The 16555-nt window shown below is 36.1% G+C and carries 15 protein-coding genes and 1 other RNA gene; 5 read left to right on the forward strand and 11 right to left on the reverse strand.

Annotation, left to right across the window (positions count from 1 at the left end):
- Positions 1-39 precede the first annotated feature (39 nt).
- The 3 genes from rpoZ to Q9317_RS08180 form a co-directional block, all read right to left on the reverse strand.
- Positions 40-357, reverse strand: a complete 318-nt coding sequence (gene rpoZ / locus Q9317_RS08170; RefSeq protein ID WP_003101767.1) for a DNA-directed RNA polymerase subunit omega — start codon at positions 355-357, stop codon at positions 40-42.
- A 21-nt stretch (positions 358-378) separates the two neighbouring features.
- Complete coding sequence (gene gmk / locus Q9317_RS08175) at positions 379-1005, reverse strand: guanylate kinase (RefSeq protein WP_016356120.1); 627 nt, start codon at positions 1003-1005, stop codon at positions 379-381.
- Positions 1006-1164: 159 nt separating this feature from the next.
- Positions 1165-2772 (reverse strand): ribonuclease Y, encoded by a 1608-nt coding sequence (locus Q9317_RS08180; RefSeq protein ID WP_003101769.1) that lies wholly within the window; start codon positions 2770-2772, stop codon positions 1165-1167.
- A 156-nt stretch (positions 2773-2928) separates the two neighbouring features.
- On the opposite strand from Q9317_RS08180, the gene Q9317_RS08185 reads away from it, so the two are divergent.
- A complete protein-coding gene (locus tag Q9317_RS08185; RefSeq protein WP_003101776.1) occupies positions 2929-3411 on the forward strand; it encodes an S-ribosylhomocysteine lyase in 483 nt (160 codons plus the stop codon).
- A gap of 81 nt (positions 3412-3492) precedes the next feature.
- Here the strand turns inward: Q9317_RS08185 and Q9317_RS08190 are convergent, their stop codons facing one another.
- The 5 genes from Q9317_RS08190 to Q9317_RS08210 form a co-directional block, all read right to left on the reverse strand.
- Positions 3493-4950 carry a cell division site-positioning protein MapZ family protein gene (locus tag Q9317_RS08190; RefSeq protein WP_003101780.1) on the reverse strand — a complete coding sequence of 486 codons (1458 nt, stop codon included), beginning with the start codon at positions 4948-4950 and terminating at the stop codon, positions 3493-3495.
- Positions 4951-4955: 5 nt separating this feature from the next.
- Entirely contained in the window at positions 4956-6116 is a 1161-nt protein-coding gene (locus Q9317_RS08195) for a THUMP domain-containing class I SAM-dependent RNA methyltransferase (protein WP_064537877.1), read from the reverse strand.
- Positions 6117-6180: 64 nt separating this feature from the next.
- Positions 6181-6553: RNase P RNA component class B (gene rnpB, locus Q9317_RS08200), an RNA gene on the reverse strand.
- A gap of 14 nt (positions 6554-6567) precedes the next feature.
- A complete protein-coding gene (gene gpsB / locus Q9317_RS08205) occupies positions 6568-6891 on the reverse strand; it encodes a cell division regulator GpsB (RefSeq protein WP_003101786.1) in 324 nt (107 codons plus the stop codon).
- A gap of 120 nt (positions 6892-7011) precedes the next feature.
- Positions 7012-7530 (reverse strand): SLOG family protein, encoded by a 519-nt coding sequence (locus Q9317_RS08210; RefSeq protein WP_121791536.1) that lies wholly within the window; start codon positions 7528-7530, stop codon positions 7012-7014.
- Positions 7531-7607: 77 nt separating this feature from the next.
- Here Q9317_RS08210 and recU point away from each other — a divergent pair, with 77 nt between their 5' ends.
- Together recU and pbp1a are read left to right on the forward strand one after the other, a co-directional pair.
- Complete coding sequence (recU, locus tag Q9317_RS08215; RefSeq protein ID WP_003101791.1) at positions 7608-8210, forward strand: Holliday junction resolvase RecU; 603 nt, start codon at positions 7608-7610, stop codon at positions 8208-8210.
- Positions 8203-10410 carry a penicillin-binding protein PBP1A gene (gene pbp1a, locus Q9317_RS08220; RefSeq protein ID WP_305981541.1) on the forward strand — a complete coding sequence of 736 codons (2208 nt, stop codon included), beginning with the start codon at positions 8203-8205 and terminating at the stop codon, positions 10408-10410. Before recU ends, pbp1a begins: the two co-directional genes overlap by 8 nt.
- Before the next feature lie 507 nt (positions 10411-10917).
- Here the strand turns inward: pbp1a and nadE are convergent.
- Positions 10918-11742: an NAD(+) synthase gene (gene nadE, locus Q9317_RS08225; protein WP_003101802.1), complete on the reverse strand. Its 825-nt coding sequence runs from the start codon at positions 11740-11742 to the stop codon at positions 10918-10920.
- Entirely contained in the window at positions 11739-13199 is a 1461-nt protein-coding gene (locus tag Q9317_RS08230) for a nicotinate phosphoribosyltransferase (RefSeq protein ID WP_003101803.1), read from the reverse strand. Before Q9317_RS08230 ends, nadE begins: the two co-directional genes overlap by 4 nt.
- 206 nt (positions 13200-13405) lie before the next feature.
- Between Q9317_RS08230 and Q9317_RS08235 the strand changes: the two genes are divergently transcribed.
- Together Q9317_RS08235 and Q9317_RS08240 are read left to right on the forward strand one after the other, a co-directional pair.
- Entirely contained in the window at positions 13406-14359 is a 954-nt protein-coding gene (locus tag Q9317_RS08235) for an IS30 family transposase (RefSeq protein WP_003101805.1), read from the forward strand.
- Positions 14360-14613: 254 nt separating this feature from the next.
- Complete coding sequence (locus tag Q9317_RS08240; protein ID WP_003101809.1) at positions 14614-14958, forward strand: hypothetical protein; 345 nt, start codon at positions 14614-14616, stop codon at positions 14956-14958.
- Between the two features lie 94 nt (positions 14959-15052).
- On the opposite strand, the gene Q9317_RS08245 is transcribed toward Q9317_RS08240, so the two are convergent.
- A complete protein-coding gene (locus tag Q9317_RS08245) occupies positions 15053-16447 on the reverse strand; it encodes an amino acid permease (protein ID WP_121791538.1) in 1395 nt (464 codons plus the stop codon).
- Between the last annotated feature and the right edge of the window lie 108 nt (positions 16448-16555).

The raw sequence follows: 16555 nt of genomic DNA on the forward strand, positions 1-16555 counted from the left end.
TCTATAAAGGCTATATGAAAAAATCTAAGATATAGCACCTTAGATTTTTTCTCCTTCTTCTTCTTTTTCTTTTGCAATTTGTTCTTTAATCTTGCGTTCTTCTTCTTCTTTTGCTAAGCGTTCTGCTTCAATTTTAGCACGAACTGCTGCACGTTTTGCAGCTGGGTCAGGATGAATAACAACATTACCAGCTTCAATTTCTTCGAGAGCTTGTAAAGTTGATTTCACAGATTTGAAGTTTTGTGTTGCTTTTGCTCCAGCTTCAAGTTCGTGAGCACGTTTTGCTTGTAGGATGACAAGCGAATATTTTGAAGGAACTTTATCTAATAAAGTATCAATTGAAGGTTTTAACATCATGGTATTTGGCTCTTTTCTATTTTAACGGATATCTTTTGTTTGTTTAATCATATTGTCGTAGCGACCAATCACACGTTCAACACGAAAATGTTCTGTTTCTATAATACGTTTGACACGCTCTGCAGCCAGTGGCACTTGATCATTAACAACTGCATAATCATATTCACGCATCAAAGCAATTTCTTCTCTTGCTCTTTCAATGCGTTGCGCGATAACTTCTTGGCTATCTGTACCACGTCCAACAAGACGGTCTTGTAATTCTTCCAAATCTGGCGGTGTCAAGAAAATAAAGACACCATCTGGAACTTTACTCTTTACTTGCAATGCTCCTTGAACTTCAATTTCAAGAAAAACATCAATTCCTTTATCAAGTGTTTGATTAACGTAAGTTAAGGGTGTTCCATAATAATTGCCAACATACTCGGCATACTCTAACATTTGGCCATTTTTTATTAATTCTTCAAATTCTTCGCGGGTACGGAAGAAATAATCAACGCCATCAACTTCGCCAGGTCTTTGTGGACGAGTTGTCATTGAAACTGAATATTCAAATTTATGATCGGGTGTTGAGAAAATCTCCTGCCTAACCGTCCCTTTACCTACACCTGATGGTCCTGAAAAGACGATTAACAAACCTCGTTCAGACATTACATTCTCCTTAATAATTGCTTTCTAATAGTTTAACAAAAACAATGGGCTTTTTCAAGATAATTATAAGATAAGTTCCCGACTTAAACGAAGAAATGAACTGTCCACTCCTTCTTGAATCACTAAGTTCCAAGTCCAAGTTAACAGTTCATAACTTTTTTATTTGGCGTAATCAATAGCACGCATTTCACGGATAACCGTTACTTTAATATTTCCAGGATAATCTAAATTATTTTCAATCTTCTCACGTACTTTATGTGATAGAATAACAACTTGATCATCAGAAACTTTTTCAGGTTGAACCATAATACGGATCTCACGACCGGCTTGAAGGGCAAAACTATTTTGAACACCGTCAAAGCTAGTTGCAATATCTTCTAAATCTCGGAGACGTTTAATATAGTTTTCCATGGATTCATTACGAGCACCTGGTCTTGCAGAACTTAAGGCATCTGCTGCTGCAACCAAAACTGCAATAACAGAGTCAGGCTCAACATCACCGTGGTGACTTGCTATAGTATTAACAACAACTGGGTGTTCTTTATATTTACGAGCAAATTCCATGCCAATTTCAACATGGCTACCTTCAACTTCTCGGTCAATAGCCTTGCCCATATCATGAAGGAAACCTGCACGTCTTGCTAGGGCAACATTTTCACCTAGTTCACCAGCTAAGATACCCGCTAATTTACCAACTTCAACAGAATGGCGGAGAACATTTTGCCCGTAAGACGTACGGAATTGCAATCTTCCCATAATTTTAATTAAATCAGGGTGTAAATTTGGTGCTCCAATTTCATATGCAGCCGCTTCACCATACTCACGAATACGGTTATCCATCTCCAGACGATTTTTCTCAACCAGCTCTTCAATACGAGCAGGATGAATACGACCGTCCGCAATTAATGATTCCAATGTCATTCGTGCAATTTCACGACGAATTGGATCAAATCCAGATAGAACAACTACCTCTGGTGTGTCATCAATAATAACATCAATCCCAGTTAAGCTTTCAAGTGTGCGAATATTACGGCCTTCACGACCAATAATACGCCCCTTCATATTATCATCTGGTAAGTGAACACTTGTAATGGTCTGTTCTGTAACATATTCACCAGCCATTCTTTGCATAGCTTGTGCCAGTAGATCTTTAGCTGTTTTATCAGTTTTATCTTTAATGTCACGTTCTGCATCTCTGATACGAGTTGCAATTTCATGTGTTAAGTTATTCTCTGTTTCCATCAAGATAACTTCGCGCGCTTCAGCAATTGTCATTGCTGCAACACGTTCCAATTCAGCTTTTTTCTCTACTTCAAGCTTTTCAACTTCTGTTTGACGCTCATCAATATGTTTAGATTTATCGTTCAGACTTTGTTCTTTGCTATCAAGTAATTTTTCTTTACCTGACAAATTCTCATCTTTTCGGTCAAGAGAAAAGGCACGTTCTGTCAAACGCGTTTCTAACTGTTTAAGCTCTTGTCTTTCAGATTTAAATTCTTGTTCAATTTCTTCACGATATTTTCTTGCTTCTTCTTTTGCTTCTAAAAGTAATTCCTTGCGATTTGCTTTACTTTCACGTTCTGCTGATAAACGAATATGGGCTGCTTCTTCTTCAGCTTTCCCACGAATATTAACAGCATCTTGCTCTGCGTTAAGAAGAGTCAAGTCCGCATTTTCTTTCGCTGACTTTAATTTTAGCGAAAGAAGTGCATAACCTATTATCAAACCAATGAGGGCACAAACAATCAATAGTACAATATCAATCATTTTATTACCTCAATTTTTATTAGATTTCATTAATAGAAAACTATAATATATTCTATCACATTTTAGACTTTTAGACAATTTAAATACGATAGAATTCCTATTACAGTCTAAAGCTTTTATGGTATCATAGTCTTATGAAGAAAAAGGAGTGTTCTCATGGTTAAAGAAGTTATTGTGGAGAGTTTTGAACTAGACCACACTATTGTCAAAGCACCTTACATCCGCCTCATCTCTGAAGATATGGGACCAAAAGGTGATATTATTACAAATTTTGATGTTCGCCTAGTGCAACCCAATCATAATTCTATTGAAACAGCTGGTTTACACACTATCGAACATCTCTTAGCAAAACTCATTCGCCAACGTATCGACGGTATGATTGACTGCTCACCTTTTGGGTGTCGCACTGGTTTTCATTTAATTATGTGGGGACAACATAGCTCTACAGAAATTGCTAAAGTCATTAAATCAAGTCTTGAAGAAATCGCTAAAGGCATCGAATGGAAAGATGTGCCTGGAACTACTATTGAATCTTGCGGAAATTACAAAGATCACAGTTTATTTGCGGCTAAAGAATGGGCTAATCTCATTTTAAGCCAAGGTATTTCAGACGATCCATTTGAACGTCATCTTGTATAAACCTTAATATTTGTTGCTTATCAGAAATAACTTAAAACAAAAAAACATCCTTGAAGCTAATGTGCGCTCAAGGATGTTTTTTTAATAGTCTAAAGCATCAGCATTGCCTTTTGCATTTCCGACAAAATAACCTGTCTTACCATTGATTGAGAAAAGGTAAGTTCCGTCTGTTTTAAACATATTATAATAGCCATTACCATTAATGATATTAACTGGCTCAATAATATAATTTGAACCCGTAAAATAGCCTCTTGCTTGTGATGTCGCAATAATACGCTCTAAGACACCTGGATTGATTAACCAAGCAGGATTACCACTATCTGCAATAGCTACATTGTTATATGGCACTCGAGATAAATCTCTTTGTAAACCAGCATATTGTGATAGAGCAACTCCTGGATTAGCTGGTGACTGACCCGCAAGAGGAGAAGATGTCGCTGCAGACGCCTGATTTGCAGCAGCACTTTCCGCCGCTTGCTTTTCTTCTGCTGCTTTTGCGGCAGCTTCTTTTTCTGATTTTTCTTTATCAGATAGTTGTTTGCGACCATCCGAAATAGCTGACTGCAACATACTGTCTAAACTTGCATTACCTGTTTTTAAAATGTCTGCTTGTAAATCATCGAAATGAACACCTGACTTAACTGTTGCAGCAATTTTTTCACCGTCTTTAATCACTTCTGTTGCAAATTTACCATTAACAGCTTTAATGGCAACAATCTGTTTACTCAAAAGATCAAATTTTTCTTTAGCATTATCGTAATAGGCTGTTTTTTTCAATTTAGACAAGATTTTTTCTAAATCTGTCAATTTATCAAAGTGATCATTTTTAAGCTTTGTTTGCTTATCATCACTATAGAATGCCTTGAGTTCGCTATTAAATGCCTTTGCGTTTGCTTTAGCCTTCTTGGCTTGCTCATTTTCTTTTTCTTGTTCAGCTACTTGCTTAGCCACTTCTTCTCTAGCTTTAGGCGAGTTTGATTGTGAAGCAAAATTAACACCAAGAAAAACAACTAAAGCAAGAAATAAGATTGCTAGCAAAATAGGAATCACTTTTTTCTTCTTGCGTGAGTTAGCTTGCCCTCTACTTACAGTACCAAACGTTTGTCCCTCAGGATAATCAATCTTATCATATAGTGTTTCTTTAGGAAAATCTGTATCAGCAGTGCCAAGAGTGTCGGGAACAGGAACTTCTTCTGTTTTAACACTGGATGTTTCTTCATTATATAGTGTTTCGTTTGCTGACGATTCCTTTTTAATTAAGCCAGCTTTTGCTAATTCTTGGCGTTGTTTCTGGATAAATTTATCCAAGCTAGCCGTATCCAAAGTCTCTAGTTCAGACAGTTTTGTTTCAAATTTTTTGGATGCGACTTCTTCACGGTGTTGTTTGATGTATTTATCAAGAACGCTATCTTGATCAGTAATACCAGCTTTCAACTCCGAATCTTTTCGAACAGCTTCACCAACCGTCATATTTTTTGCTTGGTCAATATCTAGGGTTTGACCATCCTTGTTGATTTCAAAGTCTTTCTTTTCAGACACACTCTTTACCTCTCAGATAGATTACGTTTGACTCTTTGGCCATAAAATTGATAAAGATCAACTTTCATAGTTCCATTGTAGAGTTTACGTTTTTTATCAGCCTGTTGGCCATATTTTTTTTCAAATTGTTCGTCACTTGTCAGGACAAATTTACTCCATGTTTTTAAGGGGGCAAAAGTTTGGCCCATTTCATTATACAAGATGTCTACAGCTTTGTCATCAAGTAACCTTTCTCCATAAGGTGGATTTGAAATGATAACACCATTTTGTTTATCTGTTCGAAAATCTTGTAAACGCATTTGTTTGAAAGTAATAACATCTGCTAACCCAGCCTCTTCGGCATTCTTTTTAGCAATAGCAATCATACGGCCATCAATATCAAAACCTGAGATGTCTAATTGAATGTCATAATTGGCTTGCGCTTCTGCTTCATCTCGAACCTGCTCAATTAAAGATTTATCAACCCAGCTCCACTCTTCAAAAGCAAAGCTTCTATTAAAGCCGGGAGCAATATTCATACCAATTAGTGCGGCTTCAATACAGAAGGTTCCAGAGCCACAAGTAGGGTCAACCAATGGTTTATCTGGGAACCAATTGCTTAAAGCTAAAATAGCTGCTGCCATGTTTTCTTTAATTGGCGCCCCACCTTTTTGGAGACGGTAGCCCCGTTTAAAGAGGCTAGTACTACTAGTATCAATCATAATTGTTGCAACATCTTTTAAGATAGAGACTTCAATTTTAAATTCAGAGCCAATTTCTTGTAAGGGAACACCCTCTGGACGATGGTAGTGTTTTTGAAGTTTTTTGACAACTGCCTTTTTGGTAATTGCTTGAACACTAGGTTCGTTATGCAACTTTGACTTAACACATTTTGCTTTTGCAATAGGAAATTTTGCACCTAAAGGTAAGTAATTCTCCCAGTCTAATCCATTGACACCTTGAAATAATTCCTCAAATGTCCTAGCAGGAAACTGCCCAACAATAATCTTAATTCTATCTGCAGCCCTAAGCCATAAATTTGTCTTTGCAATTGCTTTTATATCACCATCAAAATACACTTTACCATTATCAACCTTGTAGTCAAATCCAAGGGCTTTCATCTCTCTACCGACAACTGCTTCTAATCCTGCTGCTGCAGTAGCTACTAATTTAAAGTTTTCTTTCATTTTCATTTCTTTCTTTAAAATCAAATAAAAGCTAGCAAGTGCTAGCTTAACCTATTATGCAATTTTCTATAAGCCATGTTTTGTTCCAGAAGTGACTAGGAACCACTTCTTTCGATAATCATCTGTCTACTGATTGTATTACAGTCAGAATAGCCTGTTCGTTTCCATGCTATTCCATGCCCCGACCAAAGTTTGGGTTGCTAGCTTGAGGGGTTTACCGCGTTCCATTTTTTACGTTTCCATAAAAACTGCGTCACTGTGGCACTTTCAGACTTACTTTGGCATATCAAAGGACTTAGCCATTTCACTCGCCGTAATGTACTAAAGTACATTCCTAGGCTTATTTTTTCGCCTAGCACAAACACTACTGGCATCACAGCCAGTGCTAGCATGGACTTTCCTCATAGTATTAAAATACTACGCGATTATCCAAAAATTGCACGAATATTCATTATTCCATAATTTGCTTGCCAAAAACTTCTTTTTCTAAGCGACTAATACGTTTTAAAATATCGAAATTTGTAGCAGATTGTGCAACACGAGTCGGTTGAACTGGAGTGTGACGTTCCTCATTAATACTGTGACGAACATGTGCTCCTTCTTTTTTAAGGTGTTCAATTTCAGCTTTCAATTCTTCAATTTCTGAAATATACGCTTCGTAGTCTTTGATAACATTATCTAGAAATTCATCAACTTCCTTTTTATCAAATCCACGCATAGCGGTCTTAAATTCTTGTTCAAATATATCTTTTGGGCTATAAATAATACGTGTCATTCTATACTCTCCGACTGGTCTTTCTTACTTAACTATCAACTTTGCGATATCATTATTAATGATACAGAAAAATAAGGCAAAAAGCAAGTGTTAAACTATTACTAATTATTAAAATGCTAACTATTCTTCATCATTTATTTTATTTAAACGTTCAAAGGTCAAGAAATGCATGTCATAATTTCTTTTCTCTGACATTTGTGCAACTAAATACTTCATATTCGTTTCATTTTCATTATCATAAAAGAGATATGCACCATCGGTGTTTTCAATTATAAATTGATTGTATTGTTTGAATTGTGATGGATTTTCATAATGCTTAAAAGAATATTTGACAAAATCAACGGTTTTAAAATCTGCTAATTTCTGTTGATTCCCTTCATTCCATTGCTCTCCATGGTTTTCAAAAAGAAAAACAGTGGCTATTTGAATAGGGTAGTCTGCTTGTAATTGCTTTGCAACCTCTAAAGCCCAATACTCAAAACCCAAATTCCCTGTAAAAATGAACCAGTCCACACCGCTTTCGATAAATGCTATCAAATCTTTGCTTATTGCCCGCTTTATCACATCAATCCGAGTATCTTTTTCCTTAAAAATTCCTAAATCAAATGAACGGTAGCCAGTTACGAGAATTGCAGTCATATTGTGTTGTCCTTTCAAAAATTATGATATAATAATATTGCTTAAATTTTTCATTAAGTCTTGACGTTAGGAGTATCATGGTCAACTATCCTCATCAACTTAAAGGAAAAAAAGCAACCCCTATTCAAACAAAGACAAAAGCAGCTAAAGTAGATTTTGCTAATCGGGGCATGTCCTTTGAAGCAGCTATCAATGCTACTAATGATTATTATTTATCAAGGCATATCGCTGTTATTCATAAAAAGCCAACACCTGTTCAAATTGTTAAGGTTGATTATCCTAAAAGAAGTCGTGCTAAAATCGTAGAAGCCTATTTCAGGCATGCGTCAACCACAGATTATTCTGGGGTTTATAAAGGTTTTTATATTGACTTTGAAGCTAAGGAAACTCAACAAAAAACAGCTATGCCAATGAAAAATTTTCATTTGCATCAAATTGAACACATGGCTTCTGTCTTAGAACAAAAGGGTATCTGCTTTGTCCTTTTACACTTTACAACTTTGAAAGAAACTTACTATCTTCCAGCCAAAGCTTTGATTGACTTTTATGCTATAGATAAAGGAAACAAATCAATGCCTCTCGATTATATCAGAAAAAATGGCTTTGAGATAATGATTGGAGCTTTTCCTCAAGTTCCTTATTTAGAAATTATTGAACAAAATTTTTTAGGCGGTGATTAAAATCAAAAATCCAACACTTCAAAAATGGCTTAAGTATTCATTTGGTGCACTACTAGGTCTTATCATTCTTTGTATCGTTTTCGGTGGACTACTCTTTGCATTTTATATAGCGAGTGCTCCTAAGCTTTCTGAAAATGAATTGAAATCAACAAATTCAAGTCTTATCTATGATAGTCACAATAAACTAATTGCTGACCTTGGCTCTGAAAAACGTGAAAACGTTACAGTTGATAGTATCCCTATCAACTTGGTTAATGCCATTACCTCTATTGAGGACAAACGTTTCTTTAATCATCGCGGTGTCGATCTTTATCGTATTCTTGGGGCTGCTTACCACAATTTAACAAGTAGTAGCACTCAAGGAGGCTCTACCTTAGACCAACAGTTAATTAAATTAGCTTATTTCTCAACCAATGAATCTGATCAGACTTTAAAACGTAAAGCTCAAGAAGTGTGGTTGTCTCTTCAAATGGAGCGTAAATACACCAAACAAGAAATTCTAACCTTCTATATTAACAAGGTTTATATGGGGAATGGCAATTATGGGATGTTAACAGCTGCTAAGTCTTACTATGGCAAAGACCTAAAAGACCTTTCTTTTGCACAATTAGCTCTCTTGGCTGGGATTCCTCAAGCACCATCTCAATATGATCCATATGTTAATCCTGAAGGTGCACAAAATCGTCGTAACCTTGTTCTTCAACAAATGTATTCTGAAAAGAACATCACTAAAGAAGAATATAACCAAGCTATTGCAACACCAGTAACTGATGGATTGCAAACATTGAAAAAAACATCTAGCTATCCAAAATACATGGATAACTATTTGAAACAGGTTATCAAACAAGTTAAGTCTGAAACCAACAAAGACATCTTTACTTCTGGTCTTAAAGTTTACACTAACCTTGAACCTAATGTTCAAAAACGCCTCTACGATATTTATAACACTAATGATTATGTTTATTATCCAGATGACAACTTCCAAGCAGCCTCAACAATTGTTGAGGTTACAAATGGACATGTTCTTGCTCAATTAGGTGGAAGACATCAAGATGAAAATGTTTCTTTTGGTACTAACCAAGCTGTCTTAACTGACCGAGACTGGGGTTCAACAATGAAACCGATCTCAGCTTACGCACCCGCTATTGAATCCGGTGCCTATAATTCGACAGCTCAATCAACAAACGATGCTATCTACTACTGGCCTGGTACTAATACTCAACTCTTCAACTGGGACCGCAGGTACTATGGATGGATGACCATCCAAACTGCCATTATGCAATCTCGGAACGTTCCTGCTGTAAGAGCATTGGAGGCATCAGGCTTAGATTATGCTAAATCATTTTTAAACGGTCTTGGTATCAACTACCCAGAAATGAATTATTCAAATGCTATTTCAAGTAATCACAGTAGTTCTGATGAAAAATATGGTGCAAGTAGTGAAAAAATGGCATCAGCTTATGCCGCTTTCTCAAATGGTGGTATCTATTATAAACCACAGTATGTTAACAAAATTGAATTTAGTGATGGCACAACCCATACTATTGAAAATAAAGGCAGTCGAGCAATGAAAGAAACAACTGCCTATATGATGACAGATATGCTTAAAACTGTTTTAACATATGGGACTGGTACTGCTGCTCAAATTCCTGGTGTCGCTCAAGCCGGTAAAACTGGTACATCTAACTACACCGATGAAGAATTAGCTGTGATTGGTAGTGAATTAGGGCTTTATACTGATTACGTTGGTACAATGGCTCCTGATGAAAACTTTGTTGGTTATACTAATAAATACGCCATGGCTGTGTGGACAGGTTACAAAAATCGCCTAACGCCTGTCTATGGCAACGGCTTAACCATTGCTTCTGAAATTTATCAAAGCATGATGTATTATTTAACAGACGGCTATAGTGAAGACTGGGTAATGCCAAGTGGTCTCTACCGTAGTGGTGGTATGCTTTATCTAAGTGGTGGCACATACACAACAAACAATACAAATAGTAGCTCTGTTTATAATAATATTTATAGTAGCTCTTCAAGTACTACAGCAAGTTCAAATAGTGCATCAAGTGTTCCTGAAAGTTCAACTTCAGCACATGAGCAAACACCATCTACTAACACAACTCCTGCAACTCCTGATACTGCCGGAGGCAATGCTAATAACGGAAACGGTGGCTCACAAGCTCACAACGGAAACTAAACAATAGCAAATTGGAGAGACTATTGTTTTGCTCCGATTCAGATTGAAGAAAAAGTTCCTTTTGGACCATTTTCTTCAATCTTTTTCTTTTTCTCGGAAAAGAAAAAAACTTATAAGTGCCATTATATCAGCAGTTATAAGAGTATAGACACTAGGCAATCTCTAAAGATGCAAATTTTCTATTACTGATAAGGTTTGCCTCCAATGTTTTGATTCTTTTCTTTTTTATCATCTTAAGCCTATCTAATATTTTTTATTCCAGTTAGCCTAGAAGAGCCTCTCTGGCAAACAAGCAAACCCCCTACTCAAGTTGGTTTACACCATAATATTACTTTTATATGCTTCGTCACAGAAGCAAAAATCTAGATTTTCTCAAATTAGTTGGCGATTTTGATAAGCTTTCACTAGCTTATTTAGGCATCAAAAAACTTCCCTCTTCTATCAAACAGAAAGGAAGTCTTTTAGTATTGTATGGATGATGTGTTACTTTGCCTAAGTTTTTACTGTTTATTTCCAAAACTCATCAAAAATAGTTATTGGTAAGTGACGCTTGTGTTCACCTTTATACCACCAAGATTCAATCTTTGATTTTGCTTCGTCAGTGACTTCTTTACCTTCTAAGTAATCATCAATATCATTATAAGTAACTCCAAGAGCAACTTCGTCAGCAATTCCAGGTTTGTTATCTTCTAAATCTGCTGTTGGTATTTTTTCATATAAACTTGAATCAGCATTCAGTTCTTTTAAAAGTTCTTTACCTTGCCTTTTATTAAGTCTAAAAAGTGGCAAAATATCAGCACCCCCATCACCAAATTTTGTAAAGAAAGCTGTGATGTTTTCAGCAGCATGATCTGTTCCAATGACTGCACCACTTGTCTGTCCAGCGACAGCGTACTGGCTAATCATGCGTTGACGCGCCTTAATATTACCTTTATTGAAGTCAGAAACAGCAATTCCTGCCTGTGATAAGGCAGCAACTTGCCCATCAACAGCTTCTTTAATATTGATGGTTAAAACCTGATCTGGTTTAATAAATGCAAGGGCCTTTTGGGCATCTGCTTCATCTGCTTGGATGCCATAAGGCAGTCTTATAGCAATAAACTGATAAGTCTCATCACCTGTTTCTTGGCGCAATTCTTCAATAGCCATTTGGGCCAACTTGCCAGCCAAACTGGAGTCTTGACCACCTGAAATCCCTAGAACCAAACTTTTTAAGAAGGGGTGTTTTCGTAAATAGGCTTTTAAAAAGTCAATCGACTGACGAATCTCCTCGTTAGGATTAATGTTAGGTTTAACCCCTAATTCTTTAATAATTTGTGACTGCAATGTCATTTTAGCTCTCCATTTCCCAATGTTTGTTTTCGAATTTTTTCAATTAGATTCATTTTGTTCTGCCATACATCTCGAGCTAAGTCAACTGGGTAATCCTGTGGGTTGAGAACTCGTTTGTATTCATCCCAAAGGCTATCAAATTCATGTCGTGCATAATCTTGAATCTCTTTCAGGCTTGGTAATTGATAGACCAATTTGCCATTATCAAAAATATCAACCAACAATGGAACGGCATCAAAATCCCTTACTGTTTTATTGATATAAGTGTAAGTGGGGTGGAACATTTCAATCTCATCCAAGGCATTGACATCAAGATCTGTAAAAGTAATGTAGTCGCCTTCTGATTTGCCTTTTTCTCGGCTTGTGATACGCCAAACTTGTTTTTTACCTGGAGTTGATACTTTCTCAGCATTGTTAGATAGTTTGATGGTATCTTGCATTTGTCCCTTATCGTCTTCAATGGAAACAATTTTATAAACAGCTCCTAAAGCGGGTTGATCATAAGCTGTAATCAATTTGGTTCCAACACCCCAAACGTCAATTTTTGCTTTTTGCATTTTGAGGTTAAGAATGGTTTGTTCATCTAAATCGTTTGAAGCATAAATTTTAGCTTCTGTAAACCCAGCTTCATCCAACTGCTGACGGACTTTTTTTGACAAGTAAGCTAAATCTCCAGAGTCTAAGCGAACACCTAGGAAATTGATTTTATCACCCAATTCTTTAGCCACTTTAATAGCACTTGGAACTCCCACTCGTAAGGTATCATAAGTATCTACTAAAAACACACAATCTTGATGTGTTTTTGCATAAGCCATAAAAGCTTGGTAGTCGTTACCATAAGTTTGTACTAAGGCATGGGCATGGGTACCTGATACTGGGATATCAAAAAGTTTCCCAGCTCTAACATTACTAGTTGCATTTGCCCCACCAATCACCGCAGCACGGGTTCCCCAAATCGCCGCATCCATTTCCTGAGCTCGTCTTGTTCCAAATTCTAGCAGGGGTTCATCTTCAATCACTGAACGAATACGCGCAGCCTTGGTTGCAATGAGGGTTTGGAAATTCACAATATTCAAAAGAGCTGTCTCAACCAATTGACATTGCCCTAGTGGACCTTCAATTTGAACAATCGGTTCATTAGCAAAAACCAAATCCCCTTCTTTAGCTGAACGAACCGTCAATTCAAGCTTCAAGTCTTTAAGGTAAGTTAGAAATGCCTGGTTGTAGCCTAAATCTTTTAAATAAGCTAAATCTGTTTCTGAAAACCTTAAGTTTTCTAGATAGGTGACAATTCTCTCTAAACCGGCAAAAACGGCATAGCCATTGCTAAATGGTTCTTTACGGAAATAAACTTCAAAAACTGCTTTTTTAGTATGTATTCCTTGTTCAAAATAAACTTGCATCATATTTAACTGATATAAATCAGTATGGAGTGTTAAACTGTCATCTTTATACATATTACTAATGACTCCTTTGGATTATTGTTAATATTATAACATATTCTTTATTCAATGCTGTTATGCTTGCACTCAATACTCAATCAGTTGATAAATCAGCATTTTTAGAAAGTTCTAAAATGAAGTTAGCCATCTGAGGGTATGAAAAAACATCTCAAAGAGATATACTTGTAGTTCACCACAAACACAAGATAGGACACTTTGAGATGCATGAACATTATACACCAAAAGGAAAACATTTGACAATAGCTGAGCGTTACTTCATCGAGAAATGGAAGTCAGAAGGAAAGTCCAATAGAGCCATCGCTAACTTGCTAGGTAAAGCGCCTCAAACCATTCATAATGAGGTTAAACGAGGACTTGTCAGACAACAAATTCGTAAAGGTAAATTTGAAATGATTTATCAAGCTGACTACGCTCAAGCTAGCTATGAGAATAAACGACGAAATTCTATTCGTTCTATTGGCTTGGATAAAGATACGAAAGAGAGGATTCTGCACTATATGAGGCAGAACTTTTCACCTGAAATGATGGTGAAGTCGAAAGGGATAGCTGTTCCTGTTTCAACCATCTATTATTGGATTCATAACGGACACCTTGGCATCCATTCTGATCACATCTTGTATCCAAGGAAAAGAAAGGGAAAATCAAAGAAGGCTAGCCCTCGTTTCAAACCTGCTGGTCAATTCATTGAGAAAAGACCTGATGCGATTAATCGTAGACTTGAAAATGGGCATTATGAAATTGATACGGTCATTCTAACAAGGGCTAAGAATGAATGTCTACTAACTCTAACAGACCGCCGTAGTCGTCACCAGATTATCAGACTCATTCCGGATAAGTCTGCTCAGTCGGTCAATCATGCCTTAGAAAGTATAGTAAAGACTCACTCTATTCACTCTATTACAGCTGATAACGGAACTGAATTCAACAGACTTTCTCTTGTCTTTCCAAAAGAAGATATCTACTACGCACATCCCTACGCTTCCTGGGAAAGGGGAACGAATGAGAACCACAACAGACTGATCAGAAGATGGTTACCTAAAGGAACAAAGAAAACGACCCAAAGAGAGGTCGCATTCATTGAAAATTGGATAAACAACTATCCTAAGAAAATATTAGACTACAAATCTCCTAAAGAGTTTTTAACCGCTGGCTAACTTGGACTTGAAATTTAGCAAATCAGCATTTTTTAAACTAACACTATCTATTAAATCACTATCAATTTAAAAACAAGGTAGTCAATTTTAAGCTGGGAAATATTTTATTTTATCTCCAATTTTAAACTTTGTACCATTTTTTCCTAATTTATTAACAAAATATTTGACCAAGGATAGAAAATAAAGTAAAATAATATTGAAATCGATTACAATATTATTGTTGGTTTCTAAAAACAAAATTGGAGGATAGTCATATGAAAAAATTTACACTCTCTATCATGGCAACTTTAGCATTATCAGGAGCATTCCTGACAAGCCCAATACAAATTGTCAAGGCTGATCAGTCTACTGATTTAGATACAGAATTTTTGGAAGTTCTTAATAAACCTGGGTACCAAGAACTTTTAGGATTTCTACAAACACAAGGACTCGATGAATTTTATTCACAATTGTATCTAGAGCTGTTCCCTGAGAAAGATTTTAAGAAAACCTTGAAAGATTTTAAAATGAAAACAACTGACGTCATCAAAGACCAAGTTATTTCTGAAGTTAATGCTTATTTCCAAATGTACGCTCCTGTACCTTTAGATGAACAATAATAATAAGGACTGAGTTTAAACGCTCAGTCCTTATTGATTTATAAAGGAAACAATAGTAAAGCTTATAGCAATCACATGATTAATAATCCCAATCTTAATTTTTAACCACTAGTTTAAAACGTCTATTACAATAGATACCAAATACTATGATCCAGATGCTTGCCCAAATTGCTCCAATATAAGTTGATTCCTGTAGGAACAATGATACAAAAACAAATGCAAAGAAGATTAAGGTTAATGGTGTAGCAAGTTTGTAGTAAGGCATTAAAAAGCCATCTTGCATAAAGTCACTTGACTGACGGTATTTCCAGTGAGCTACCATTGTTAAGGCGTAGATTGCAATGTAAACACCTGATGAAGATGCTGCAATCAGTGAGAAAGCATCAGAGACACCTGGTAAGACGTTAATAATAGCTGAAATACCAACGATAACGGCTGAGAAAATAATAGCTTTACTTGGAACACCTTGTTTGGATAACGTATTTAATTTCAAGTTATTCGTTAATTTGTTTGAATTTTCATTAGCTAACTGATACAGATGTCGTCCTGTTGAATATAAAACTGAGTTCAATGCTGACGCTGATGATGTTAAGACAACAAAGTTAATCAAGGCAGCTGCCCACTTAATTCCCAAAAGTTGAAAAACCATAACAAATGGAGATTTATCAATCGGTAATTGATGCCATGGCACAATAGCCATAATCGAAATTAAAGAACCAACGTAAAAAATAACAATACGAACTGGAATATCTTTAATAGCTTTTGGTAAAACTTGTCTTGGATTTGCCGTTTCTGATGTTGTGATACCAACAAACTCAATTGCTTGATAAGCAAAGAATACCATTTGGAAACCCATTAAGAATTTCAATTTGCCATTTGGGAAAAATTCAAACTTACTTGATAAATTCATCAGACTGGCGTGACCAGTAGGCGTTTCAAAACCAGTTAAAACCATAAAAATTGCCGTAGCAATCAAAGCAACAATAGCAACAATTTTAATCATGGCAAACCAAAATTCGGTTTCACCAAAAATACGAACTGCAATAAGGTTAATGGATGACAAAATAACTAAGAAAACCAATTGAATTAACCAGGAATGCCAGTTAGGAAACCAGTATTGAACGTAAGTTCCAACTGCTGTTATATCAGCCATTCCAATAAATATCAAGGAAATCCAGTAGGAAAGCCCTGAAAAATAGCCCCAACCTGGGCCAATATACTTGGTAATGAAGTTAATAAAGGTGTGTTGGTCTGGATCAAAATACAGCATTTCTCCGATGGCACGCATCATCATAAACATGAAAAATCCAGTGATGATATAAACTAATAAAATAGAAGGACCTGTTAAGGAAATCGCACGACCAGCTCCTAAAAATAAGCCTGTTCCAATTGTTCCTGCAATAGCAATCAATTGAACATGACGATTTTCAAGACCTCTGACCATACCATTTTCTAGTTCGGTATTTTCGTCTGTTTTATGGTTTGACATTATAAACTCCATTCAATAAAATATGTGTTATTATACCCTTTTTTCAGAATATTTGCAATACGGCTCATTTGAGCCTGCTAAAAAGACCAAAACAGGTCATGTTTTGAT

It is taken from the genome of Streptococcus iniae, from assembly GCF_030732225.1.
In the GTDB taxonomy this organism is placed as follows: Bacteria; Bacillota; Bacilli; order Lactobacillales; family Streptococcaceae; genus Streptococcus; species Streptococcus iniae.